The organism is Blautia sp. DFI.6.71 (assembly GCF_020593585.1).
Taxonomy (GTDB): Bacteria; Bacillota; Clostridia; order Lachnospirales; family Lachnospiraceae; genus Blautia_A; species Blautia_A wexlerae.
Genome location: NZ_JAJDMJ010000024.1, coordinates 1 through 25064 on the forward strand (window position 1 = coordinate 1; position 25064 = coordinate 25064).

General features: G+C 43.6%; 22 protein-coding genes and 1 pseudogene. 19 read left to right on the forward strand and 4 right to left on the reverse strand.

What is annotated here, in order from left to right; all coding sequences use genetic code 11:
* Window positions 1–103: 103 nt before the first annotated feature.
* Entirely contained in the window at window positions 104–481 is a 378-nt protein-coding gene (locus LJE12_RS11205; protein ID WP_026649275.1) for a DUF1292 domain-containing protein, read from the reverse strand.
* A gap of 218 nt (window positions 482–699) precedes the next feature.
* Between LJE12_RS11205 and LJE12_RS11210 the strand changes: the two genes are divergently transcribed.
* The 3 genes from LJE12_RS11210 to LJE12_RS11220 all read left to right on the forward strand — a co-directional run bounded on the left by LJE12_RS11210 (window position 700) and on the right by LJE12_RS11220 (window position 3946).
* Window positions 700–1455 carry an exodeoxyribonuclease III gene (locus LJE12_RS11210; RefSeq protein WP_055053692.1) on the forward strand — a complete coding sequence of 252 codons (756 nt, stop codon included), beginning with the start codon at window positions 700–702 and terminating at the stop codon, window positions 1453–1455.
* A gap of 63 nt (window positions 1456–1518) precedes the next feature.
* Window positions 1519–3414: a Type II secretory pathway, pullulanase PulA and related glycosidase gene (locus LJE12_RS11215; protein WP_227226956.1), complete on the forward strand. Its 1896-nt coding sequence runs from the start codon at window positions 1519–1521 to the stop codon at window positions 3412–3414.
* Window positions 3392–3946 carry a DUF5662 family protein gene (locus LJE12_RS11220; RefSeq protein WP_025577200.1) on the forward strand — a complete coding sequence of 185 codons (555 nt, stop codon included), beginning with the start codon at window positions 3392–3394 and terminating at the stop codon, window positions 3944–3946. The genes LJE12_RS11215 and LJE12_RS11220 overlap by 23 nt, the downstream gene beginning before the upstream one ends.
* On the opposite strand, the pseudogene LJE12_RS21090 reads toward LJE12_RS11220, so the two are convergent.
* Window positions 3910–4026, reverse strand: a pseudogene (locus tag LJE12_RS21090) (DUF6783 domain-containing protein); the annotation flags it as partial. The gene LJE12_RS11220 and the pseudogene LJE12_RS21090 overlap by 37 nt on opposite strands.
* On the opposite strand from LJE12_RS21090, the gene LJE12_RS21095 reads away from it, so the two are divergent.
* From LJE12_RS21095 to LJE12_RS11285, 14 genes are all read left to right on the forward strand, one after another.
* Window positions 3985–4074, forward strand: coding sequence for a DUF6783 domain-containing protein (locus LJE12_RS21095; protein ID WP_319017437.1), 90 nt, complete (start codon window positions 3985–3987; stop codon window positions 4072–4074). The pseudogene LJE12_RS21090 and the gene LJE12_RS21095 sit on opposite strands and share 42 nt — an antisense overlap.
* A gap of 387 nt (window positions 4075–4461) precedes the next feature.
* Window positions 4462–5997 (forward strand): sodium/proline symporter PutP, encoded by a 1536-nt coding sequence (gene putP, locus LJE12_RS11225; protein ID WP_173705155.1) that lies wholly within the window; start codon window positions 4462–4464, stop codon window positions 5995–5997.
* A 103-nt stretch (window positions 5998–6100) separates the two neighbouring features.
* A complete protein-coding gene (glf, locus tag LJE12_RS11230) occupies window positions 6101–7216 on the forward strand; it encodes a UDP-galactopyranose mutase (RefSeq protein WP_025577203.1) in 1116 nt (371 codons plus the stop codon).
* Window positions 7217–7287: 71 nt separating this feature from the next.
* Window positions 7288–7872, forward strand: coding sequence for a DUF6553 family protein (locus LJE12_RS11235; protein ID WP_227226955.1), 585 nt, complete (start codon window positions 7288–7290; stop codon window positions 7870–7872).
* A 32-nt stretch (window positions 7873–7904) separates the two neighbouring features.
* Window positions 7905–10829 (forward strand): insulinase family protein, encoded by a 2925-nt coding sequence (locus LJE12_RS11240; protein ID WP_227226954.1) that lies wholly within the window; start codon window positions 7905–7907, stop codon window positions 10827–10829.
* Window positions 10830–10845: 16 nt separating this feature from the next.
* Entirely contained in the window at window positions 10846–11754 is a 909-nt protein-coding gene (gene era, locus LJE12_RS11245; protein WP_008707556.1) for a GTPase Era, read from the forward strand.
* 28 nt (window positions 11755–11782) lie between these two features.
* Complete coding sequence (gene recO, locus LJE12_RS11250; RefSeq protein ID WP_025577211.1) at window positions 11783–12535, forward strand: DNA repair protein RecO; 753 nt, start codon at window positions 11783–11785, stop codon at window positions 12533–12535.
* Between the two features lie 152 nt (window positions 12536–12687).
* Complete coding sequence (locus LJE12_RS11255; protein ID WP_022380971.1) at window positions 12688–14082, forward strand: glycine--tRNA ligase; 1395 nt, start codon at window positions 12688–12690, stop codon at window positions 14080–14082.
* A gap of 386 nt (window positions 14083–14468) precedes the next feature.
* Entirely contained in the window at window positions 14469–15671 is a 1203-nt protein-coding gene (locus LJE12_RS11260; RefSeq protein WP_008707553.1) for an NRAMP family divalent metal transporter, read from the forward strand.
* Between the two features lie 153 nt (window positions 15672–15824).
* Entirely contained in the window at window positions 15825–16550 is a 726-nt protein-coding gene (gene pxpB, locus LJE12_RS11265) for a 5-oxoprolinase subunit PxpB (protein ID WP_020993687.1), read from the forward strand.
* Between the two features lies 1 nt (window position 16551).
* Window positions 16552–17559: a biotin-dependent carboxyltransferase family protein gene (locus LJE12_RS11270; protein WP_026649284.1), complete on the forward strand. Its 1008-nt coding sequence runs from the start codon at window positions 16552–16554 to the stop codon at window positions 17557–17559.
* Between the two features lie 41 nt (window positions 17560–17600).
* Window positions 17601–18038: an acetyl-CoA carboxylase biotin carboxyl carrier protein gene (gene accB, locus LJE12_RS11275; RefSeq protein ID WP_025577217.1), complete on the forward strand. Its 438-nt coding sequence runs from the start codon at window positions 17601–17603 to the stop codon at window positions 18036–18038.
* An 18-nt stretch (window positions 18039–18056) separates the two neighbouring features.
* Window positions 18057–19406, forward strand: coding sequence for an acetyl-CoA carboxylase biotin carboxylase subunit (gene accC, locus LJE12_RS11280; RefSeq protein WP_008707547.1), 1350 nt, complete (start codon window positions 18057–18059; stop codon window positions 19404–19406).
* Between the two features lie 23 nt (window positions 19407–19429).
* The gene (locus tag LJE12_RS11285; RefSeq protein ID WP_144136583.1) at window positions 19430–20200 is read left to right on the forward strand and encodes a LamB/YcsF family protein; all 771 of its coding nucleotides are present in this window, start codon (window positions 19430–19432) and stop codon (window positions 20198–20200) included.
* A gap of 106 nt (window positions 20201–20306) precedes the next feature.
* On the opposite strand, the gene LJE12_RS11290 is transcribed toward LJE12_RS11285, so the two are convergent.
* Complete coding sequence (locus tag LJE12_RS11290; RefSeq protein WP_144136582.1) at window positions 20307–20933, reverse strand: cytidylate kinase-like family protein; 627 nt, start codon at window positions 20931–20933, stop codon at window positions 20307–20309.
* Window positions 20934–21084: 151 nt separating this feature from the next.
* On the opposite strand from LJE12_RS11290, the gene LJE12_RS11295 reads away from it, so the two are divergent.
* Together LJE12_RS11295 and LJE12_RS11300 are read left to right on the forward strand one after the other, a co-directional pair.
* The gene (locus tag LJE12_RS11295) at window positions 21085–22086 is read left to right on the forward strand and encodes a TAXI family TRAP transporter solute-binding subunit (protein WP_008707541.1); all 1002 of its coding nucleotides are present in this window, start codon (window positions 21085–21087) and stop codon (window positions 22084–22086) included.
* 5 nt (window positions 22087–22091) lie between these two features.
* The gene (locus tag LJE12_RS11300) at window positions 22092–24059 is read left to right on the forward strand and encodes a TRAP transporter permease (protein WP_227226953.1); all 1968 of its coding nucleotides are present in this window, start codon (window positions 22092–22094) and stop codon (window positions 24057–24059) included.
* Between the two features lie 60 nt (window positions 24060–24119).
* Here the strand turns inward: LJE12_RS11300 and rfbD are convergent, their stop codons facing one another.
* The gene (gene rfbD / locus LJE12_RS11305) at window positions 24120–25061 is read right to left on the reverse strand and encodes a dTDP-4-dehydrorhamnose reductase (protein WP_025577224.1); all 942 of its coding nucleotides are present in this window, start codon (window positions 25059–25061) and stop codon (window positions 24120–24122) included.
* Between the last annotated feature and the right edge of the window lie 3 nt (window positions 25062–25064).

The window sequence follows — 25064 nt, forward strand, 5'->3', positions numbered from 1 at the left end:
ATACCCCCATATAGGACTTTTATATTTCATTGTCCTATATGAGGGTAGCATATCAATGATGATGGTTCTTATTTTAGTCTTACATATGAAATTCTTTAACAGATCAATCAATCTTCTCCATAGAATCTTTTGCGTTCTGGAGAACTGTGTCAAAAGCAACTGCGGCTTTTGCATATTCTTCATCGCTTTCGATGTTGGAAAGCATCGGATCACCGCTCTCAGTACGGGCAAATGTGTAGAGGTAAACCTCGCCGCTTTCATTCTGACCGTTCTCATCAAGTGGGAGAAGTGCGATATATTCCTTAGCATCTACCGGGAAAACGGTGAGGATCGCACATTCTACCTCTGTATCGTCTTCCATGGTAAGGGTGATTGTCTTGTGGTTTTCAACAGGATCGCATCCGCCGGCTGAACTGCATCCACCACCGCAGGAAGCGCAGTCACTCGGGTTACATCCGCCAGCTGTAAATTCGTCACTCATTTTATATTCCTCATTCTTTCTTATTTATCAGGGACTATGTTTATCTGATGTCAGTTCATTGTAGCAGAAACCGGAAAAAAATGCAATGAGCAGAAACCGGAGAAAAAGAGGTTTTTTACAGTCATGAAACGTGCTATAATAGACCAGAAGCGTTCAGGGGAGAATCGTTAGCAAATGCTGAACAGGGCTAATAAGAAAACAAAGGGGATCAGTTGATTATGAAATTAATCTCATGGAATGTAAATGGTATACGTGCATGCATTGGCAAAGGGTTTGAAGAGAGCTTTGCAGCACTTGATGCGGATATTTTCTGCCTGCAGGAAACGAAATGCCAGCAGGGGCAGGTGAAGCTGGAACTTCCGGGATATTATCAGTACTGGAATTATGCCAACAGACGGGGATATTCCGGAACTGCTGTTTTTACAAAGAAAGAGCCACTGTCTGTGGCGTATGGAATTGGAATTGAGGAACATGACAAAGAAGGGCGTGTGATCACCCTGGAATATGAAAAATTTTATCTGGTGACTGTATATACACCAAATTCCCAGAGTGAACTGCGCAGACTGGAATACCGTATGCACTGGGAAGAGGATTTTCTGGCATACTTGTTGAAATTGCAGGAAAGTAAGCCTGTGATCTGCTGCGGGGATTTCAATGTGGCACATCAGGAGATCGACCTGAAGAATCCTAAGACCAACCGGAAAAATGCCGGATTTACAGATGAAGAGAGAGCATGCTTTGGTAAGGTGCTGGAGAGTGGATTTATCGATACATTCCGTTATTTTTATCCGGATGTAGAGGGCAGATATTCCTGGTGGTCTTACAGATTTAAAGCAAGAGAGAAGAATGCAGGGTGGAGAATTGACTATTTTATCACGTCTCCACAGTTGAAGGATAAGCTTGAAGGCGCAGAAATCCATTCTGAAATTATGGGTTCCGATCATTGTCCGGTAGAACTTCAGATTACATTATAGCGTTGTATAGTGTTTCTGAAAAGTGTAATGAGCAACAAGAAAAAATATGAAGGAGAGAAAGAGATGGCTGAGAGCAGAAAGATGAAAACAGAAAAGGGGCTGGCTCTTGTGCCTGGTGCAAATCCGTTGGCAGATGGCTGTAATTTTGCAGTTGAGGTACCGGAAGACAGCAGAGCATCTCTGATTCTCTACAAAAAGAGATCAGCAAAACCTTATGTGGAGATTCCTTTTACAGAAGAAAACAGAACCGGAAATGTATATGCAATGTATATTCCGGATTTTAATCTGAAAGAGTACGAGTACAATTTTCTGATAAATGGAAAGGTGTATACTGATCCCTGTGCGTACAGGATTCTGGGACGGGAACGCTTTGGTGCAGAGGTGGGTACGAATCCGCACAAAGTCAGGGGAGGATTTCTTAAAAAAGAAGTTTTTGACTGGGAGAACGACAAAAATCCGGCTATTCCATATCACGAAATGATCCTTTATAAACTGCATGTGCGCGGATATACAAAAGCGAATCGGACGATAACCGGTACAAAGGGAACTTTTCAGGCACTGGAGGAAATGATCCCGTACTGGAAAGAGCTTGGTATCAATACAATTGAACTGATGCCTGCATATGAATTTATGGAAAGCGGTACCTGTAAGAATTCTGAATCTGAGAAAATGGTATCTGAGAAGCATACACAGGGACGTGTTAATTTCTGGGGATATATGTATGGCTATTATTTTGCACCCAAGAGATCTTACTGTGCAACAGATGATCCGGAGAAAGAGTTTAAAACATTCATTAAAAAACTGCATCAGGCCGGAATTGCCTGTATCATGGAAATGTATTTTCCACGAGAATGTAATCCTGTGACAGCACTCAGGGCATTGCAGTTCTGGAAGCTTTACTATCATGTAGACGGATTTCATGTATTGGGTGAGGGAGTTTCTGCCAAATTGCTGATGCATGACGGGGTTTTAAGTGATACCCGGCTGATGTTTCACGATTTTGATGAGAGCCAGATCCGGAAAAAGAAGAAACCGGAAGACAAATGTATTGCACAGTATAATCCGGGATTTTTGCAGGATATGCGCCGTTTTCTGAAAAGTGACGAGGATATGGTCTCAGCGGCTGCTTACCATATCAGAAGGAATCCAAATACCTATGCAGTCATTAATTATATGGCCTGTCAGGATGGCTTTACCATGAATGATATGGTGACCTATAATTACAGACATAATGAGGCAAATCAGGAGAATAATTACGATGGCAGTAGTTATAATTATTCCTGGAACTGTGGCGTGGAAGGGCCAAGCAGAAGGCTGCAGATCAGACAGATGAGAGAACGTCAGATCAGAAATGCTTTTCTTATGGTGCTGCTCAGTCAGGGTGTTCCTATGATCTATGGCGGGGATGAGTTTGGAAATTCACAGAACGGAAATAATAATGCCTATTGTCAGGATAATCAGGTTGGATGGATTGACTGGAAAGCACTGAAGAAAAATGAATCCCTGTTTCAGTTTGTAAAGAATGCCATTGCTTTCCGGAAAGAACATCCGATTCTTCATGTTCCGGGAGAAATGTACGGAGTGGATTATCAGACCAGGGGACTGCCGGATGTTTCCCTTCATGGAGAACGCGCATGGTATATGAATTCTGAGAACACATCCAGACTGCTTGGAATTATGTATTGTGGCGCCTATGCGCACCGGGCAGACGGCAGCGAGGATGCTTCCATATACGTTGCATATAACTTTCACTGGGAAGATCGTATTTTTGCGCTTCCTAATCTGGCAGGATACAGAAAATGGAAGAAAGTGATTGATACCAGTGCTGTGAAAGAGAATGGTTTCCTGGAGCAGGAACAGGAAACTTATAGTAAAAAGCTGAAGGTCACACCGCGTACGATCGTGGTGCTGATGGCTGTAGAGGAGGAGAAGAAAGATGCATCCGTGGCTGCACTTTAAAACAATAACCAGACATAAGCTGTTGGTTATGCATTACTGTTTCCGGGCTGGTATGTATAAACAGGGACTGCTTCATGACCTGTCCAAATATGCACCTGTGGAATTTCTGGTTGGATGTAAATACTATCAGGGAGACAGAAGTCCCAACAATGCAGAAAGAGAAGATACAGGAATATCAAAATCCTGGCTTCATCATAAAGGGCGCAACAAACATCATTTTGAGTACTGGGTAGATTATGCACCGGGAGATGAGCATATCATCAATGGTGTGCCCATGCCCCGTAAATATATTGCGGAAATGGTGATGGACAGGATCAGTGCTTCCAGAAATTACCTGGGGGATAAGTATGATCAGCATCAGCCGCTGGACTATTATCTGAAAGGTAAGGAAAAGCTGTGGTTTATTCATCCTAAGACAAAGAGAGATCTGGAGGGACTGCTGCGGATACTTAATGATCATGGGGAAGAGGTACTGATTTCCTATATTAAGAATGTTTATCTGAAAAAAGATAAAGCCCTGGAGCGTGTCTGAAAAATCATTCCCGCAATCTGCACGCCCCACTTTGCGGTATATTTTGTCCGAATTCGGTTGTCGTAGCCCGCTACGACGCCCTCATCCGAACAAAATCTCCCACAAATTGTGACGCACATCTTGCGTAAAGCATTTTTCAGACACGCTCTGGCAGGCAGAAAACATACAGCAAAAAGAGAATGTAAACAGGCTGGCAGACAGAAACAGATAAATTTCTGATTGACAGAGTACCTGTTTGGGTGTAAAAATATAAAACAGTTACTGTGAAGGTCTTTGCTGGACGGTAACAGTAATAATTCCATAAAATGGCGGAAAAATGTCGAAAAACAAGAAATACACTTGCGTGATGCTAAGGTAATGTGGTAAAGTAGCCGGGTACAGAAGTGGTACCCGGTTACTTTTTGCAGTATATAAAATGACTGTATTCTGTTTTTGGATAAATATGTGAAGGAAACAGAACATACTTTGACAAATCCAGAGTGTATGAAAAAAAGAAGAAAAAAGGAGGAGTAAATTTGAGTGGTACAACAATGGTCATATTGTCCGCATTTGTTGCCTATCTGTTACTTATGATAGTCATTGGTGTGGTTTATATGAAAAAAACAAGCAGCTCGGAAGATTATTTTCTGGGCGGACGTGGACTGAATGCATGGGTAGCTGCTCTTTCAGCACAGGCATCAGATATGAGCGGATGGCTCTTAATGGGACTTCCGGGAGCAATTTATTCACTGGGAACAGGACAGATCTGGATTGCTGTAGGTCTGTTCATCGGAACTGTATTAAACTGGGTGTGTATTTCACACAGACTTCGTAAATATACGATCGCAGCAAACAATTCCCTTACAATCCCGGCATTTCTTGAGAACAGATTTCAGGATAAGAAGAGAATCCTGTTATTGCTTTCATCCATCGTGATCGTAATCTTTTTCCTGGTTTATACAGCTTCTGCACTGGCAGCAGGCGGTAAACTTTTTAACACAGTATTTGGAATTGATTATCATATAGCTCTGGCAATTGGTGCAGCAGTCATCCTCTGTTATACATTTATGGGGGGATTTATGGCTGTATGCGTAACTGACTTTGTACAGGGAACACTGATGCTGATCGGTCTTCTGATCGTTCCGCTGGTTGCATATCTGACACTGAGCGGAAGTCTGAGTGATCTTCTGACACAGAGCGGAGCACCGGGGGGAGCAGCAGCTTTCCTGAATCCTTTTGAGAACGGAGAGCGCCCATATACATTTGTTGAAATCTTTTCCCAGCTTGCATGGGGACTTGGATACTGCGGTATGCCTCATATCCTTACCCGCTTCATGGCTGTAAAGAGTGAGAAAGAATTAAAAAAATCCAGTGCGATCGCAATCGTGTGGGATATCCTTTCTCTGACAGCAGCGTGCTTTATCGGTATTATAGGTCGTGCATATCTGCTTCCGACTGTACTTGGTGAAAATGGTGCATCTTCCTCAGAGAGTGTATTTATCGAGATGATCAATAAACTGTTTTCCAGTCATCTGGGACTTCCGTTTATCGGAGGAATCTTCCTCTGCGGTATTCTTGCGGCAATTATGTCCACAGCGGATTCACAGCTTCTGGTAACAGCGTCCGCAGCATCTGAGGATTTATATCATCAGTTCATTAAGAAGGATGCAGACTCAAAGGAAATCCTTGCAGTTGCAAGATTTACGGTTATCGTGGTGTCTGTTCTGGCATTTGTGATCGCGTGGAATCCGAACAGCAGTATCATGGGACTGGTATCCAATGCATGGGCCGGTCTTGGTGCAGCGTTTGGTCCGACTGTGGTAATGTCACTGTTCTGGAGAAGAACAAACCTTGCAGGTGCAGTTGCAGGTATTGTTTCCGGTGGTCTGACAGTTATCGTCTGGGATTATATACCGTTTGCAGCAGGACAGACTCTTGGTTCTTATACAGGACTTTATTCTCTGGCTGTAGGTTTTGCTGTCAGCCTTGTGATGATCATTATCTTCAGTCTGGCTACGAAAGCACCATCCAAAGAAATCACAGATGTGTTTGATAAAGTGACAGGAAAATAATAGAATAGAAAGACTATCCATTTTCGGATGAATTTGTTATAATGGCAGTAGCGCAAAAAAAGCGTTACTGCTTTTTCAATATTACAAGAAGAAGGTGTCGCACATGAAGAAATATGATTATCTGATAGTAGGAGCCGGCCTTTTTGGTGCAGTATTTGCACATGAGGCCACAAGACGGGGGAAAACATGCCTTGTGATCGATAAGAGAGGTCATATCGGCGGTAATATTTACACAGAAGAAGTAGAGGGGATCCAGGTACACAGATACGGTGCACATATCTTCCATACTTCCAGAAAACAGGTGTGGGATTATATCAATCAGTTTGCAGAATTTAATCATTTTGTAAATTCACCGATCGCAGTCTATAAGGATGAGTTATATAATCTGCCGTTTAATATGAATACCTTCCATCAGCTCTGGGGAGTACGTACTCCTGCAGAGGCAAAAGCGAAGATACAGGAACAGATCGCAAGAATGCACATTACCCATCCGAAGAACCTGGAGGAACAGGCGCTTGCACTGGTTGGACAGGACGTATATGAGAAACTGGTAGAGGGATATACAAGGAAGCAGTGGGGCAGGGAGTGTAAAGATCTGCCGGCATTTATCATAAAAAGACTGCCTTTGCGTTATACTTATGATAATAACTATTTCAAAGATCCTTATCAGGGAATCCCCAAAGGTGGATATACACGTATTGTGAAGAAACTTCTGGAGGGTGTACAGGTATGTCTGAATACAGATTTCTTTGCAAACAGAGAAGAACTGACTGCACAGGCAGATAAAGTACTCTTTACAGGTATGATCGATGAATTTTATGACTATTGTTACGGAGAACTGGAATACAGATCACTGAGATTTGAGACAGAAGTGCTGGATATGGGAAATTATCAGGGCAATGCGGTTGTCAATTATACAGATTATGAAGTTCCGTATACAAGGATCATCGAGCATAAACATTTTGAATTTGGTACACAGCCAAAGACTGTGATCACCAGAGAATATCCGGCAGCATGGGAGAAAGGCAAAGAGCCGTACTATCCGGTCAATGACCCGAAGAACAGTGAACTGTTTGACAAATATGAACGTCGCGCACTGGAAGAGAAGAATGTGATCTTTGGCGGAAGACTTGGCATGTATCGCTACATGGATATGGATCAGGTTATTGAAGAGGCGCTGTCTCTGGCAGAAACAGAGCTTACTTATGAAGAGCCATGAAAGTAAATTTTGGGATTGTAAGATAAAGGTAGCAAACAGTTACAGATAAAGTAACCGGAAAGGATAAATATATGACAGACACACCAACAATTGCTCTTTATTACAGAGAGCATGATCCGATGAAAAGAAAGATGTTTCTTGACCAGTCTATTGCTGCAGGCGAAGATGAGGAGGCAAATGCTGTCCGTAAGGAACTGTGGGAACTGCGTTACGGAGAACCTTCAGAGGCAGGTTCCGGTACACGTGCTGATGGGTATCTGGCGCTTTGGATGGCAATGGAATACAGCAAGGATACAGCGGGAAAGCTGTTTGGTTTAAAGAGAGCCAGAAAAGAAATCGAGAAAAATCTTGCCAGACTGAAATTCAGGGAAATGCAGGAAAAGAGCGAACTTCACAGGGAACTGCTTTACAGAGAATGCTGCCATATGGTTAAGACTTATATGGAACTTTGTGAGAAGGACAAGACATATAATACTACCCTGTGCGGAATTGTTCCTATCAGTGAGAAAAGTGCGAAGAGTAAGCTTCAGAAAGATGTGTATACCACTGCCATTGTGTTTCCGGAAGAAATCAATATGCAGGAAGAACTGGAAATGATAACAAAGGCAGCAAGGGAAGCTTACGAAGCTCATTTTCCGGGAGAAGGCGGATTATAAAGAAAAGCCAAAAAAAATTACTGGAGGCATACATGAACAAAGCAAATTTGACAGCTTATGAAGTTGTAACAGAAGAAAACCTGACAGATATCCATTCCACAGGCTGGCTTCTGCGCCATAAGAAAACAGGTGCAAGAGTTATGCTGATCGAGAATGATGATGAGAATAAAGTATTTAATATCGCATTCCGCACACCGCCTAAGGACAGCACAGGTGTGGCACATATCCTGGAGCACAGTGTACTCTGCGGTTCAAGGGAATTTCCATTAAAGGATCCTTTCGTAGAACTGGTAAAGGGTTCTCTGAATACGTTTCTGAATGCCATGACTTATCCGGATAAAACCTGCTATCCTGTAGCCAGTTGCAATGATAAGGATTTTCAGAATCTGATGCATGTTTATCTGGATGCGGTATTTTATCCGAATATCTATAAAAGAGAAGAGATTTTCCGTCAGGAAGGCTGGAACTATCATCTGGAACAGAAGGAAGGACCGCTGAAATATAACGGTGTTGTATATAATGAGATGAAAGGTGCTTTCTCCTCACCGGATGAAGTTCTGGAACGGGAGATTATGAATCACCTTTTCCCTGATACCACTTATGGATGTGAATCAGGTGGTGATCCGAAAAATATTCCGGATCTTACCTATGAAAATTTCCTGAACTTCCACAGAACTTATTACCATCCATCCAACAGCTATATTTATCTGTATGGAAATATGGATATGGAAGAGAAACTGGCATTCCTGGATGAGCATTATCTGTCGCATTTTGATTATCTGGATGTGGATTCTGTTATTCAGGAACAGAAAGCATTCGGAGCATGCCGGGATGTGACTCTTGAGTATCCGGTTGCTGAGAATGAGGGAGAAGAGGACAATACCTATCTTTCTTATAACATGGTTGTGGGAAATGCTGCGGACAGTCAGATGGCGATGGCATTTGAGGTATTGGATTACGCACTGTTAAGCGCACCGGGAGCACCGTTAAAGCAGGCACTTCTGGATGTAAAAGCAGGCAAGGATGTCTATGGATCTTATGATGATGGTATTCTCCAGCCATATTTTACAGTAATTGCAAAAGGTTCCAATCCGGACAGAAAAGAAGAATTCGTATCTGTGATCAGACAGGTACTGGGAGATATTGTTAAGAATGGAATTGATAGGAAAGCTGTAGAGGCAGGAATCAATTACTTTGAATTCCGCTATCGTGAAGCTGATTTTTCCTCTTATCCGAAAGGACTGATGTACAGTCTGGATATTCTGGGAGACTGGCTGTATGAAAAAGGAAATCCCTTTGCACAGGTACAGCAGCTTACAGTTTTTGAAAAACTGAAAAAGGCAGTAAACGAAGGATATTTTGAAGAACTGATCCGTAAATATCTTCTTGAGAATCCACATGGATGCATCATGACTCTTGTGCCGAAGAAAGGTCTGGCAGCCCAGCGTGAGAAAGAGCTGGAGGAGAAGCTGGAAGCATACAGAAGCAGTCTTTCTGAAGAACAGCTGGATGCAATGGTTGAGAAGACGAAAGCACTGGAAGCATATCAGGAAGCCGGCGAAGATCCAAAAGCACTGGAGTGCATTCCGATGTTAAAGAGAAGTGATATTAAAAGAGAAGCTGCAAAGATCATAAATGAAGAATTAACGGTAGATGACAGTCTGTTCCTTTACCATGACGTATGCACAAATGGCATCGGTTACGTAGACCTGATGTTTAAGACTGACAGTATTGCGCCTGAGCAGATTCCTTATCTGGGACTTTTGAAATCCGTACTGGGTTATGTGGATACAGAGAATTACACATACGGAGAACTGTTCAATGAAATCAATGCCAATACAGGCGGTATCAACTGTGGGGTAGAGGTTTTTGACAGAGCTGATTCTACAGAAGAGTTTCAGGCTATGTTCTCTGTAAGAGGTAAGGCACTTTATACGAAAATGGATTTCCTTTTCAAAATGATCGGGGAGATCCTGAACAGCTCGAAACTGGAGGATACCAAGCGTCTCTATGAGATTGTTGCATCTGTGAAGTCCAGGGCACAGGTAAACCTGACAGGTGCCGGACATTCCACTGCTGTACTCAGAGCAGCTGCATATTCTTCTCCGATGGCTGCATTTCAGGATGAGATGGCGGGAATCGGATATTATCAGTTTATCGAGAAACTGGAAAAAGATTTTGAACAGCGAAAAGAGGAAACTGTAGAAGAGCTTTGCAAACTGATGAAAAAAATTCTCCGTCCGGAGAACTTTATGATCAGTTATACAGGTGAGAGAGAGTCCCTGGAGACAGTTCAGAAACTGGCGGGAGCTGTAAAGGCAGGACTTGGCACAGAACCAGTGGAAAAATCGAAAGAGAAGCTGACCTGCACAAAGAAAAATGAGGGATTTAAGACTTCCGGACAGGTTCAGTATGTGGCTCAGACCGGTAACTTTAAGAAAAAAGGCCTGGAATATACAGGTGCACTGGAAATTCTGAAGGTTATCTTAAGTTATGATTATCTGTGGATGAATCTGCGCGTAAAGGGCGGTGCATATGGATGTATGAGCGGATTTAAGAGGAATGGTGAGAGCTATCTGGTATCTTACCGTGATCCTCATCTGAAACGTACACTGGATGTATATAAGGGGATTCCGGATTATATCCGTAATTTCCAGGCAGATGAGCGGGAGATGACAAAATATATCATTGGTACCATCAGCGGAAAGGATGTGCCCAGGACACCTCAGATGAAAGGTTCTGTTTCCAAGACAGCATATTTCTGCGGTGTGACAGAGGAGATGCTCCAGAAAGAACGTGATCAGATCCTGAATGCGTCTGCAGAGGATATTCATGCACTGGCCGAGATCATAGAGGCAGTTCTGGCAGCAGATCAGATCTGTGTAGTGGGAAGCGAGAGCAAGGTGGCTGAGGCTTCTGATGTACTGATGGAAGTGAAACCACTGATCAATTGTTAAAAAAGGAAAGAACAGAATGAACGAAAATTTTAAATCCGGATTTGTAGCGATTATCGGACGTCCAAACGTAGGTAAATCTACTCTGATGAATCATCTCATCGGACAGAAGATCGCTATCACATCCAAGAAACCACAGACAACCAGAAACCGTATCCAGACCGTTTATACCTGTGACGAAGGTCAGATCGTATTTCTCGATACTCCCGGTATCCACAAGGCAAAGAATAAGCTGGGAGAATATATGGTCCAGGTGGCAGAGCGAACTTTAAAAGAGGTAGATGCCATTATGTGGCTGGTAGAGCCAAGTACCTTTATCGGGGCAGGAGAGCGTCATATTGCAGAACAGCTTCAGGGAATCGGAGTGCCGGTAATCCTGATCATCAACAAAATTGATACTGTATCAAAGGAAGAAATCCTTCCTGCCATTGATACCTACCGAAAAGTATGCGATTTCGCAGAGATTATCCCATGCTCCGCACTGCGTGGACAGAATACACAGGATATTATCGGTTGTATCCTGAAATATCTGCCTTACGGTCCTATGTTTTATGATGAGGATACAGTTACTGATCAGCCTCAGCGTCAGATCGTGGCTGAGATCATCCGCGAGAAAGCACTTCATGCACTGGATGCGGAAATTCCTCATGGAATCGCAGTTGCCATTGACCGGATGAAAACACGTCCGGGAAAAAATCCAATCGTGGATATTGATGCGACAATTATCTGTGAAAGAGAGTCTCACAAAGGAATTATCATCGGCAAACAGGGTGCGATGTTAAAGAAAATCGGAAGTAATGCAAGATATGAGATTGAGCGTATGCTGGAATCAAAAGTGAATCTGAAGCTTTGGGTAAAAGTAAAGAAAGACTGGAGAGACAGTGATTTCCTTATCAAGAACTTTGGTTACGATAAGAAGGAAATCTAAATAAAAAGACAGTCAGGAAACAGAGAGAATGAGTGATTTGATAACTGTGCAGGGAGTAGTGCTCTCTGCCATGCCTGTGGGAGAATATGACAAGCGGATCGTCCTTCTCACCAGAGAAAGAGGCAAGATTTCCGCGTTTGCAAAAGGAGCCCGCCGCCCAAACAGCCAGTTTCTGGCGGCTGCCAATCCTTTTGTGTTTGGAACCTTTGCCCTTTATGAGGGGCGTTCCAGTTATAATCTGAATCAGGTATCCATCAGTCATCATTTTGTGGAACTGGCAGGCGAACAGCCTGGAATTTACTATGGATATTATTTTCTGGAACTGGCAGATTATTTCGGACAGGAGGGGATTGACGAGAAAGAATCTATGAACCTTCTGTATGTGACAGTGAAGGCACTTCTGAACCCGAATATTGATGACAGGCTGGTGAGGTGTATTTTTGAACTTCGTATGATGGCTGCACAGGGATTGTGTCCTTCACTGTTTCATTGTGTGTGCTGCGAAAGACAGCCTGTGGAGGGAGAAGAGCTTTTCTTTTCTCAGCAGAATCATGGTATTCTGGATAAAGCCTGTCTGGGACATGTAAATGATGCAAAGAGAATCTCAGCACCTGCATTATATGCCATGCAGTACATAGTAACTGCTTCTCTTGGGAAGCTTTATACATTTACTGTTACAGAAGAAGTACTCCATGAACTGGAACGTCATATCCATACCTATATTGCTGCGAACACTGAAAAACGGTTCAAAAGTCTGGAAATTCTGGAAATAATGAGCTGAGATACCTTGAAAAAGAAATCAGATACAGTTATAATAACGTTAATTGTAGCTGTTTATTACGTTAATCAAATAGCGGAATGGATTGTGAACCAAATTGCCTGACGGATATGAACAGTTACACGCATTTTATAAAAAGAACGAGGAGAATAGTCATGGAAAAAACAATGGACAAAATCATTGCGCTGGCAAAGGCAAGAGGATTTGTTTACCCGGGTTCCGAAATCTATGGTGGTCTTGCAAACACATGGGATTACGGTAATCTTGGTGTAGAATTAAAGAATAACGTAAAACGTGCATGGTGGCAGAAATTTATTCAGGAATCCCCATACAATGTAGGTGTTGACTGTGCAATCCTGATGAACCCGCAGACATGGGTTGCATCCGGACATCTGGGAAGCTTCTCTGACCCGCTGATGGACTGTAAGGAATGTCATGAGCGTTTCCGCGCAGATAAGATCATCGAAGACTTCAGCCAGGAGAATGGCATTGAACTTGAGAGCTCTGTAGACGGATGGTCTCAGGAAGAGATGATGAACTTCATCAAAGATCACAATGTACCATGCCCTACATGCGGCAAACATAACTTTACAGATATCCGTCAGTTCAACCTGATGTTCAAGACATTCCAGGGTGTTACAGAGGATGCCAAGAATACAGTATACTTAAGACCTGAAACAGCACAGGGTATTTTCGTAAACTTCAAGAATGTTCAGAGAACATCACGTAAGAAAATCCCGTTTGGTATCGGTCAGATCGGTAAATCTTTCCGTAACGAGATCACACCGGGTAACTTCACATTCCGTACACGTGAGTTCGAGCAGATGGAGCTTGAATTCTTCTGTGAGCCGGATACAGACCTTGAGTGGTTTGCATACTGGAAGAACTTCTGCCTGAACTGGTTACATTCTCTTGGATTGAAGGATGAAGAAGTTCGTTATCGTGACCATGATGCAGAAGAGTTAAGCTTCTACAGCAAAGCTACTACTGACGTAGAGTTCCTGTTCCCATTCGGATGGGGCGAGCTTTGGGGAATCGCTGACAGAACAGACTATGACCTGACACAGCATCAGAACGTATCAGGACAGGATCTGACATACTTTGACGATGAGAAGAAACAGAAATACATTCCATATGTAATCGAGCCGTCACTTGGAGCTGACCGTGTGGTACTTGCATTCCTGTGCAGCGCATATGACGAAGAAGTTCTGGATGCAGAGAAGAATGACGTTCGTACCGTCCTTCATTTCCATCCGGCACTTGCACCTGTTAAGATCGGTGTGCTTCCTCTTTCCAAGAAGCTTAATGAGGGTGCAGAGAAGATCTATCAGCAGTTAAGCAAGAAATATAACTGTGAATATGATGATCGTGGAAACATTGGTAAACGTTACAGAAGACAGGATGAGATCGGTACTCCGTTCTGTGTAACTTATGACTTTGAGTCCGAAAACGACGGAGCAGTTACAATCCGCGACCGTGATACTATGGAGCAGGTTCGTGTGAAGATTGATGAACTGGATGCATATTTTGCGGATAAATTTACATTTTAACTGAAAAAACAGCAAAGGAGCTGTATCGGATGGGAATCCGGGTACTCCTTTGCTGTTTTTTATTACAAAATACAGATTATAAAAATTCGTTACTGTTCACTCCGTTCTCAGCAACACGCTTCGCGATGCAGGAAATATGAACCTCCTTGTGCAATGCCCAAGGAGTATCGTTTGCTTCGCAAACTTAATTTATGCTAATCGCATAAATTCGCGCAGTATGTCTCGGGTTTTCTGTGACCTTCGCTCACAAAAAACACCTCGCGGGATATTACCAGTGAACAGTAACAAAAATTCGACATCAAAAGTTATCAAAATAATTTTTGCTTGTGTAAATATTCATTTTTTAGTATAATGTGCGATAATAACATGAAAAGGAGGCAATAAAAATGAGCGAAAAGAAAAAGAGTGGCGGAGCCTTACTTGGCGCAGCGTTTCTGATGGCCACATCTGCAATCGGACCAGGATTCCTGACACAGACAGCAACCTTTACCGGACAGTATCAGGAAAGTTTTGGATTTGTTATCCTGGTTTCCGTAATCCTTGCAGCCATTGCACAGCTGAATATCTGGCGTGTGCTTTGTGTGACCGGACTTCGTGGTCAGGATGTTTCCAATAAGGTACTTCCGGGACTGGGATATCTGGTATCTATACTGATCGTATTCGGTGGTCTGGTATTTAATATCGGAAACGTAGGTGGCGGAGCACTTGGTTTTAACACATTGCTTGGAATACCTACCAAAGTTGGTTACATACTGGCAGGTCTTTTGGCAATCCTGGTATTTGTGCTGAAAAATGCCAAAAGTGCCATGGATACTATTACCAAGGTACTGGGTGCCATTATGATTATCGTAATCTTTGTTGTGATCATTGTGGTAAAACCACCGGTAGGAAGTGCATTGAAGAATACATTTGTACCGGAAGCCGGTGCCACAAATCTGATTCCTGCAATCCTTACACTTCTGGGAGGTACTGTTGGAGGATATATCACTTTCTCCGGCGCACATCGTCTGATTGATGCAGGAATTACAGGCGAGAAGAACCTGAAAGAGATCAACAAGAGTTCTGTTATGGGTATGATCATTGCTACGATTGTTCGTATTTTCCTGTTTCTGGCTGTTCTGGGCGTTGTTGTCAAGGGCGTAACACTGGATGCTGCAAATCCTGCAGCAGACGCCTTCAAGCAGGGGGCTGGTGAAATCGGATACCGTTTTGCAGGTCTGGTTCTTCTGTGCGCAGCAATCACATCCATTATCGGTGCAGCTTATACTTCAGTTTCCTTCCTGAAGACTTTCAGCAAGTCTATCGAGGAAAATGAAAATAAAGTGATCATCGGATTTATCATTATTTCTACAGCCATTATGTTTATCCTTGGAAATCCGGCAGTACTTCTTGTACTTGCAGGTGCTGTGAATGGTCTGATCCTTCCGATCACCCTGGCAATCTGTCTGATCGCTGCACATAAGAAATCTATTATGGGAGAGAATTATCATCATCCGGTAGTACTTACCATTCTTGGAGTGATCGTGGTAATTCTTACAGCATACCTCGGTGTGACTACATTTGTATCTAAGATCGGTACATTGTTATAATTGAGGAAAATGTATCCGGTTTTCAGACTGGAGAGTATATCAAAAAGGTGTGATCGTCCAGGTTACACCTTTTTGGTTCATTAACAGCCATGTGATGCAGAAAGAAGCAGATAAAAAGACATGGCGAAAAGATTAAGAAAAGAGGAGCAGATTATGCCGGACATTAGAATTTTAACAGAAGGTGATTCTTCTGTTCTGGTTGAATTTGGCAAAGAGATCAGTCCGGAGATCAACCGGAAGATCACTGCCACTGTACAGCTTATGAAAGAACAGCATATAGAGGGAGTTGTAGATATGATCCCTGCGTTCTGTTCTTTGCTGGTTAATTATGACCCGCGTGTGATTTCCTACGATGACCTGAAAAAAAGACTGGAAATTCTGTTAAAGATGGAAGTTACAGCAGGTGAAGGATGCAGAAAAGTTTATGAGATCCCTGTATGCTATGGGGGAGAATATGGTCCGGATATTGAGAATATTGCAGAACATGCCGGACTTTCCGTAGAGGAAGTAATAAAGATTCATTCTTCCAGAGATTACCTGATCTATATGCTTGGTTTTCTTCCGGGCTTTTGTTATCTGGGCGGGCTGGATGAAAGGATCCATACACCCCGTCTTGCAAATCCCAGAATCAAGATCAATGCAGGAAGTGTGGGAATCGGTGGTTCCCAGACAGGGATTTATCCTCTGGATTCTCCGGGAGGATGGCAGCTGATGGGAATGACACCTGTAAAAACCTATGATCCGGACCGTGAAATCCCGATTCTGGTAGAGGCAGGAGATTATATCCGTTTTGTACCGATCGATGAAGATGAGTACAAACGGATCAGAGAATTAGTAGAACGTGGCGAATACCAGTGCACCGTTCATGAGGAGGCATAAAATGGGAATTCGTATATTAAAAGGCGGAATGATGACAACGGTTCAGGATCTGGGGCGTTATGGATATCAGAGTCAGGGATTCAGTGTGGCAGGAGTCATGGATGTCCGTTCATTCAAAATAGCCAATCTTCTTTTGGATAATCCGGAGAATGAGGCAGTATTGGAGATAACGCTGATAGGCCCAACCCTTGAATTTACATCAGCTACTATCATTGCAATCACAGGCGGAGATTTCCAGCCAACCATTAATGGAGAGCCGGCTCCCATGTATACAGCCCTGTATATGAATAAGGGAGATGTACTGAAATTTGGAAGCGCCAGAACGGGAAGCAGAGGTTATATTGCTTTTTCCAGTTATCTGGATATTCCGGTAGTGATGGGAAGCCGATGCACCAATTTAAAGAGTGGTCTGGGCGGATTTAAGGGAAGAAAACTGGAAGCGGACGATTATATCGGATTTCGTATTAAGAGACGTTATCTGCCGTTTTTCCTTTCCCGAAAGCTTGATATGGATGAGTTTGATCAGACAGAAGCAACACTGCGGGTAGTAATGGGACCGCAGGATGGTATGTTCAGCAAACAGGGCATCCAGACTTTCCTGGGCAGTGAGTATACAGTGACAAATGAATTTGACCGTATGGGCTGCAGGCTGGAGGGACCGTTTATTGCTCCTAAGGAGACTTCGGATATTATTTCCGACGGAATCGCATTTGGGGCTATACAGGTACCTTCCCATGGTAAACCTATCATTCTGCTGGCTGACCGTCAGACAACGGGCGGTTATGGGAAAATTGCCACAGTAGCATCTGTGGATATTCCCAAGCTGGTACAGAGAAAAACAGATGATAAGATACATTTCAAGGCAATTACCGTACAGGAGGCTCAGGCTCTTTATGTTGAGGAAATGAAAGAACTTGACGGGCTGAGAAAGATCATTCATCAGCCATGTAAAGAGGTTCTGGACTGCCGTCTGGTGGCAAAGAGACTGCGTAAGCTGTTTGAAGAATAACCATAAAAATAATATAGAATAGACAGAAAGGATAATGTTCGATGGATTTAGAGAAGATTGAGGGATTGGTAAAGATTATTGAGGATTCATCACTTAACGAATTCACATATAAGGACAAGGATGTAAAGATTACAATGAGCAAGTTGGATCATCCTCCTGTAGTTGCAGCGGGAGTACCTGTGGCTGCATCTGCACCTGTGAATACAACTGTGGAAAAGGCTGAGGAAGAAGAGGAGGAAAGTCTGTTTATCACTTCTCCTATCGTGGGAACCTTCTATTCAGCAGCTGCTCCGGATGTACCTGCCTTTGTAAAGGTGGGAGATCAGGTAAAGGCAGGACAGACAGTCTGCATTCTGGAAGCTATGAAGCTTATGAATGAGATCCAGAGTGACTATGACTGTGAGATAGAAGCAGTTCTGGTAAGCAATGAACAGAAAGTAGAATACGGACAGCCTCTGTTCCGCGTTAAGAGACTGTAGGATAAGGAGGCTTTCATATTGTTTAATAAAATTTTGATCGCCAACCGTGGGGAAATTGCAGTCCGGATCATACGTGCCTGCAGGAATCTGGGGATCCGAAGTGTGGCTGTTTATTCAAAAGAAGATGCTAAGAGCCTTCATGTACAGCTGGCAGACCAGCGTATCTGTATCGGAGAAGGTCCTGCCAGAAACAGCTACCTGAACATGGACCGGATCATTGCTGCAGCAGAAAATATGGGAGCAGATGCTATCCATCCCGGTTTTGGCTTTCTTTCAGAAAACAGTGAGTTTGTACGTAAATGTAAAGAAAACGGAATTACTTTTATCGGACCGGATGCAGATGTTATTGATAAGATGGGTAACAAGTCCCATGCCCGTAAAACCATGATGGATGCCGGTGTACCGGTTGTACCGGGAACAAAGGAACCTGTATATGATGCAGAAACAGGTAAAAAGCTGGCTGAAGAGATTGGATATCCGGTTATGATCAAGGCTTCCTCAGGAGGCGGCGGTAAGGGAATGCGTGTAGCTGCCAATGAGGATGAATTTGAGTTTCAGTTTAATATGGCACAGAGAGAATCAGCCAATGCTTTCGGGGATGATACCATGTACATTGAACGTTTTGTAGAAAATCCCCGCCATGTGGAAATCCAGATTATGGCAGACAGTCATGGAAATGTGGTGGCACTGGGAGAGCGTGACTGTTCGGTACAGAGAAATCATCAGAAGCTGATTGAGGAATCCCCTTCTCCTGCCATTGATGAAGAAACCCGCAGGAAAATGAATGAATATGCAGTTCTTGCTGCGAAAACAGTAGGTTATACCAATGCAGGAACTATTGAATTTATCGTAGATCCAAAAGGCAACTTCTATTTCATGGAAATGAACACCAGAATCCAGGTGGAGCATGGAGTAACAGAGATGGTTACAGGCACAGATCTGATCATTGAGCAGATTCGTGTGGCTATGGGAGAGGAGTTAAGCTTTAAACAGGAAGATATCCGGATTAAAGGACATGCTATTGAATGCCGTATCAACGCAGAGATTCCTGAGAAAAATTTCATGCCAAGTCCCGGAGTAGTACAGCATATGCATCTTCCGGCAGGCAACGGAGTCCGGGTGGATACTGCCCTTTATACAGGCTATAAGATTCCGTCAGAGTATGATTCCATGATTGCGAAGGTAATCGTTCATGCACCTGACAGAGAGGCTGCCCTGCAGAAAATGCGCTCTGCGCTGGATGAGATGGTGGTCATGGGTGTGGAGACAAACCTTGATTTCCAGTATCAGATTATGAAGAATCAGGTATTCTGTGACGGGAAGGCAGATACGGGATTTATAGAAAATGTGCTGAAAATCAAAGGATGATAAATAAAAAAGAGGTAAGATGAATGTATACAGTAGATTTAAACAGTGACTTGGGAGAGAGCTTTGGAAACTATAAAATCGGTAATGATGATAAGGTCATTCCGCTGATCTCCTCTGCAAATGTAGCCTGCGGTTATCATGCTTCAGATCCGGTAGTTATGGGAAATACGCTGGCAATGGCAAAGGAAGCGGGAATTCGTATAGGAGCACATCCGGGTTTTCCTGATCTGATGGGCTTCGGAAGAAGAAATCTGAGTGTTTCCCCTGCAGAGGCAAAAGCATATGTGCTTTATCAGCTGGGTGCACTGGATGCATTCTGCAGAGTAACCGGTGTAAAAATGCAGCATGTAAAGCCTCATGGAGCCTTATATAATATGGCTGCAGAGGACTATGCCCTTTCTACTGCGATCTGTGAGGCAATCAAAGAATTTGACAGCAGTCTGATCGTACTTGCTCTTTCCGGCGGACAGCTGGCAAAGGCTGCTCAGGATATGGGCCTGCGTACAGCTATGGAGGTTTTTGCAGACCGCGCCTATGAAGAAGATGGTACTCTGGTAAACAGACGTAAGGAAGGTGCTGTGATCACTGATGAAAATGAGGCTATTGTCAGGGTGATCCGTATGGTCAAAGAGAAAAAGATTACTGCAATTACAGGAAAAGATATTGATATTCAGGCAGATTCTGTCTGCGTTCATGGAGACGGAGCCAAGGCTCTGGCGTTTGTGGAAAAAATCAGAGAGGCTTTTGTAAAAGAAGGAATCCAGATCAGTTCTCTGGATGAGTTTGTAAAATAAAAGAAATTTAGAAACAACTATTAAAAGGACTGAAGTAAAGAGGCTGTGGCACAGATTTTCTGATTGCCACAGCCTTGTTGCTGTTTTACAGCTTGCAGCGGTCCTTCTACTGATGCTTCAGATTCAACCCCTGCTGTTTTGCAAGTGAAGTGATAATCTCAATACAGTTATCGTATCCAAGGCTTCCGGTATCCAGACACAGGTCATAATCGTGATAAGTGCCAAGCTCATGTTTTGTATAGGTTTTGAAATAGGTTTCACGCAGGTTGTCCATTTTGGTGAGATATTTCCTGGGATCTTCCTTTCCGTTTAGGCCTAATTTCTGAATATGTTCTGTGCGGAGATTCACATCTGCATGAAGGAAAATATCCAGACTGGGAATACCGGCATTTCGCAGGATAAGATTGGAACAGCGGCCGATAATAATACAGTCCTGTTCTGCTGCGAACTGGAGGATCAGCTCTTTCTGAGCCTGATAAATGGCATCATGGGAACTGAAATAGCCTGCAGAGTTATTCAGAATGTTGTCAAGAAGTCTGGCACTGCGGCTCAGATTTTCACCCTCACGATCAATATCCTCCTGGGAATATCCGCTTCTGGCAGCAGCCTGTTTTGCAAAATCCCGATCGTAATATGGGATACCAAGCCTTTCTGAAACTACTCTTGCAATACTGTGTCCCCCGGCACCAAACTCCCGGCTGATTGTGATGACAGGGTATTTTCTTTCGGACATAATAGATACCTCCATTGGGTTGTTATTTATTTTGTTATCCATGTTTTTCCTTTATTGTAACGTTTTTTGTAAGATTATTCAATAAAGATTATCATTTTTTGAAAAAATATGTTATAATTCAAAATATTATGTACCTGAAGGAGATGGATTTATGAGAAACAAAGAGCTTTTCAGAGGCAGGAGAAAAGCTGGCAGGATTGTTGGCCTTGTTTTGACTCTTGCACTTGCAGTCAGCCTTCTGAGCGGCTGCGGACAAAGTAAAGAACGTCTGACGTTCGGTACCGGCGGTACGGCGGGAACGTATTATTCCTACGGTGGTGTACTGGCCCAGTATATTACCAATAATACAAATGTAAAGGTTACAGCAGTTTCTACAGGTGGTTCTAAAGCGAACCTGCAGTCAGTACAGGACGGAGATTTCCAGCTTGGATTTGTCCAGTCAGATGTAATGGCCTATGCATGGGACGGCGTAAGAGCATTTGAACAGGACGGTGCAACTCATGATTTCAGGACTCTGGGCGGCCTGTATGCAGAGACTGTCCAGCTGTTTACCATGGATCCTGACATTAAGACAGTGGAAGATCTGAAGGGCAAGAGCGTATCTATCGGTGCGGCAAACTCCGGTGTATATTTCAATGCTCTGGATGTTTTAAATGCAGGCGGCATTACCCTGGATGATATCCATCCCCAGTATCTGTCTTTTGAGGACAGCAAGGAATCTTTGAAGGATGGAAAAATTGATGCTGCGTTTATTGTTGCAGGTGCACCTACAACAGCTATCACAGAGCTTGCAACTACCAATGGTGTCTATATGATCAATATTGATGGCGCGATCAGGGATTCGATCCTGAGTGACTGTCCATATTATACATCCTACCAGATTCCGGCAGGAACCTATCCGGGACAGGATGAGCCTGTAGAAACCATCACAGTCAAGGCGACGATCGTAGTGTCCGAATCTCTGGATGAGGATACAGTTTATGATATGACTGCGGCAATTTTTGACCATGCAGACGAGATTTCTGCTGAGAATGCAAAAGGAGCGGAGCTTTCTCTGGAAAACGCTACTTCCGGTATGACCATTCCTTTCCATAAGGGTGCGGCGCGTTATTATGCAGAGCATGGAATTACAGTGGATACGAAAGGGGAATAGTCAGGATGAAAGACAATAAGATAAAAAAAGCAAACACATCCCCGGAAGGGCAGGCTGGTTCTGAGAACATGAGCACAGCAGATGTAGATGCAGTAATGAAGAAATATGACCGCGAATCAAACGTTCGTGTGTGGACCGGTAAATATAAGTTGGCTGTACGTGGCCTGCTGGTTGCCTTTTCTCTGTGGTGTATCTATGTTACCTTATTTGCAACCTTCCTGGAGGAAATCCGACTGACTTCTTTTCTGGGGCTGATCATTCTTATCGGATTTCTTACCTATCCGGCGAAAAAAGGAGATATCAGAGAAAACTACATGCCGATTGGCGATATTATTTTTATGATCGCAGGCACAGGTGCTTTTCTGTATTTTACTTTTTTTGCAAATCAGATCATCAATCAGGGTACCAGATTTGCCCCTTATCAGATTGTGATCGGTATTATCGGTATTGCTGCACTGATCGAGCTTACCAGACGATGCGTGGGCCTGCCGATCCTGTTTGTGGCAGGTTTTTTCCTGATCTATGCACTGGCTGTAGGGCTTACCAATCCGGCATTTTGGGGAAGAGTGAAATTCCTGGTGCGGAATCTTTTCTACACAAAAGAGGGTATTTTCTCCACACCTGTAAATGTATGCTCTAAATATATTGTGGTATTTATTATTTTCGGTGCGTTTCTGGAGAGAACAGGAATCTCCAACTTCTTTATTCAGCTGGCTAACTGCATTGCAGGAAAATATGCAGGTGGACCGGCCAAGGTAGCGGTTATCAGTTCTGCACTCTGTGGAATGGTATCCGGTTCCTCTGTAGGTAACACAGTAACAACCGGTTCTGTTACAATCCCGATGATGAAGGACACAGGCTACAAACCGGAATTTGCCGGAGCAGTAGAAGCTGCTTCTTCCACAGGTGGACAGATCATGCCTCCGATCATGGGAGCTGCCGCATTCCTTATGGCAGATTTTGTGGGTGTACCGTACTCCAACATTATTGTCAGGGCGATTCTGCCGGCATTGTTGTACTTTACAGGAATCTTTATTTCTGTACATCTGGAAGCAAAGAAATTAGGACTTTCCGGAATTCCGAAGGAAAAACTTCCGGTATTTAAGCTTCTGATCCGTAAAATCTATCTGTTATTACCTCTGGTCATGCTGGTAATCTGGGTGTCCGGAAACTATATGACCATGCAGAAGGCTGCCAGCTATGCAATCGTTCTTTCTGTTATCGTAAGTCTTTTTGACAAAGAAAACAGAATCAGTGTTACCAAATGTATTGATGCGCTGGAAGCAGGAGGAAGAGGTGTTATCTCCGTAGCAGTAGCCTGCGGTGTTGCAGGAATCATTTCCGGTTCCATCACCATGACAGGACTTGCCAATGACCTGATCAACGGAATCATCAGTGTTGCAAACGGAAAACTGATCATTGCACTGCTTCTGACTATGCTGTGCTGTATCGTACTTGGTATGGGTGTACCTACCACTGCCAATTACTGTATCATGGCAGCAACCTGTGCTCCGATCCTGGTACGTATGGGAGTACCTACACTGGCAGCTCATTTCTTTGTATTTTACTTTGGTATTGTTGCAGATATCACACCGCCGGTAGCGCTGGCTGCCTACGCAGGTTCAGCCATAGCGAAGGCCAATCCGATGAAGACTGCATTTACAGCCTCTAAGCTGGCTATCGCAGTATTTATCGTACCTTATGTATTCTGCTTCAATCCGGCAATGCTGCTGATCGATACCACACCGCTTAAGGTTGTTCAGATCTTTATCACCTCACTGATCGGTGTGTTTGGATTGTCCTCCTCACTGGAAGGCTTCCTGTCAGTGAAAATGTCTGTACCGGTTCGTGTCTTAATGGCAGCAGGCGGACTGATGCTGATCGATCCGTCACTGATGACTGATGTTGTGGGAATACTTCTGATCGTGGGATGCTGCGTATGGCAGACAGCGCAGAAGAAGAAAACTGCATAGAGAAGAATAGAAAATCCGGCAAAACACCTGTCATTTGGGTGTCCTGCCGGATTTTTTTATTTAGAAATCCAGTTCTTTCAGATACCGTCCAAGTGCATCCTGCCAGGTGGGGAGTGGTGTGAAACCATTGGCTGTCAGTTTGCTCTTATCCAGGCGGCTGTTAAACGGTCTGGCTGCTTTGGAAGCGCCATACTCTGCAGTTGTGACGGAGTTGACTGTCATGTTTTCCGGGAGATATTCCGGGTGTCCCATGGCAGCGGCCTGACGGAAGATTTCTTTTGTGAAATCATACCAGCTGATATATCCGCCCTCATTGGTTGCATGATAATAACCGTATTTTTCAGTTTCGATCATATCTACCAGAAGTCTTGCCAGGTCATAGGTATAAGTAGGTGTACCGATCTGGTCATTGACTACGGAGAGAGTATCATGAGTTTTTCCGAGGTTGATCATGGTTTTGATAAAGTTCTTGCCGTTTTTGCCGAATACCCATGCAATACGGACGATAAAGAACTTATCAACTGTGCCGGATACGGCAAGTTCACCGTCCAGCTTTGTCTGTCCATAGACATTTAATGGTTTATAGTCCTTGCAGTCAGGCTCCCATGGAGTGGTTCCCTGACCATCGAATACATAATCAGTGGACAGATACAGCATCTTGATGTCAAGCTCTTTGCACACATCAGCAATATTCTGAGTTCCGGTTACATTTACCAGACGGACCTTCGGCTGATTCTCTTCATCTTCGGCAGCATCTACAGCTGTCCATGCAGCACAGTGGATCACAGCATCAACATTTGCTTCTTTAATGACTTTTTCTACAGAAGCTTTGTCAGTGATATCCATCTGAACATAAGGCATTGTGGTAACTGCAGTGCCATCAGCGATTCCGCTGTAGGAAGGAGCAATGTCGCTTCCCACACCTTCATAGCCGCGTTTCGCAAGTTCGTTCATAACATCATGTCCAAGCTGACCGCCTACACCTGTTACAAAAATTCTCATAAA

What these genes read in the sequence shown, in the direction of transcription:
- LJE12_RS11270 (WP_026649284.1), top strand. Translation starts at nt 16,552, where the DNA reads ATGGGAATTCGTATATTAAAAGGCGGAATGATGACAACGGTTCAGGAT.
- LJE12_RS11285 (WP_144136583.1), top strand. Translation starts at nt 19,430, where the DNA reads ATGTATACAGTAGATTTAAACAGTGACTTGGGAGAGAGCTTTGGAAAC.
- glf (WP_025577203.1), top strand. Translation starts at nt 6,101, where the DNA reads ATGAAGAAATATGATTATCTGATAGTAGGAGCCGGCCTTTTTGGTGCA.
- LJE12_RS11215 (WP_227226956.1), top strand. Translation starts at nt 1,519, where the DNA reads ATGGCTGAGAGCAGAAAGATGAAAACAGAAAAGGGGCTGGCTCTTGTG.
- era (WP_008707556.1), top strand. Translation starts at nt 10,846, where the DNA reads ATGAACGAAAATTTTAAATCCGGATTTGTAGCGATTATCGGACGTCCA.
- LJE12_RS11220 (WP_025577200.1), top strand. Translation starts at nt 3,392, where the DNA reads ATGCATCCGTGGCTGCACTTTAAAACAATAACCAGACATAAGCTGTTG.
- LJE12_RS11260 (WP_008707553.1), top strand. Translation starts at nt 14,469, where the DNA reads ATGAGCGAAAAGAAAAAGAGTGGCGGAGCCTTACTTGGCGCAGCGTTT.
- LJE12_RS11300 (WP_227226953.1), top strand. Translation starts at nt 22,092, where the DNA reads ATGAAAGACAATAAGATAAAAAAAGCAAACACATCCCCGGAAGGGCAG.
- rfbD (WP_025577224.1), bottom strand. Translation starts at nt 25,061, where the DNA reads ATGAGAATTTTTGTAACAGGTGTAGGCGGTCAGCTTGGACATGATGTT.
- pxpB (WP_020993687.1), top strand. Translation starts at nt 15,825, where the DNA reads ATGCCGGACATTAGAATTTTAACAGAAGGTGATTCTTCTGTTCTGGTT.
- LJE12_RS11235 (WP_227226955.1), top strand. Translation starts at nt 7,288, where the DNA reads ATGACAGACACACCAACAATTGCTCTTTATTACAGAGAGCATGATCCG.
- LJE12_RS11255 (WP_022380971.1), top strand. Translation starts at nt 12,688, where the DNA reads ATGGAAAAAACAATGGACAAAATCATTGCGCTGGCAAAGGCAAGAGGA.
- accB (WP_025577217.1), top strand. Translation starts at nt 17,601, where the DNA reads ATGGATTTAGAGAAGATTGAGGGATTGGTAAAGATTATTGAGGATTCA.
- LJE12_RS11295 (WP_008707541.1), top strand. Translation starts at nt 21,085, where the DNA reads ATGAGAAACAAAGAGCTTTTCAGAGGCAGGAGAAAAGCTGGCAGGATT.
- LJE12_RS11240 (WP_227226954.1), top strand. Translation starts at nt 7,905, where the DNA reads ATGAACAAAGCAAATTTGACAGCTTATGAAGTTGTAACAGAAGAAAAC.
- LJE12_RS11290 (WP_144136582.1), bottom strand. Translation starts at nt 20,933, where the DNA reads ATGTCCGAAAGAAAATACCCTGTCATCACAATCAGCCGGGAGTTTGGT.
- LJE12_RS11205 (WP_026649275.1), bottom strand. Translation starts at nt 481, where the DNA reads ATGAGTGACGAATTTACAGCTGGCGGATGTAACCCGAGTGACTGCGCT.
- recO (WP_025577211.1), top strand. Translation starts at nt 11,783, where the DNA reads ATGAGTGATTTGATAACTGTGCAGGGAGTAGTGCTCTCTGCCATGCCT.
- LJE12_RS11210 (WP_055053692.1), top strand. Translation starts at nt 700, where the DNA reads ATGAAATTAATCTCATGGAATGTAAATGGTATACGTGCATGCATTGGC.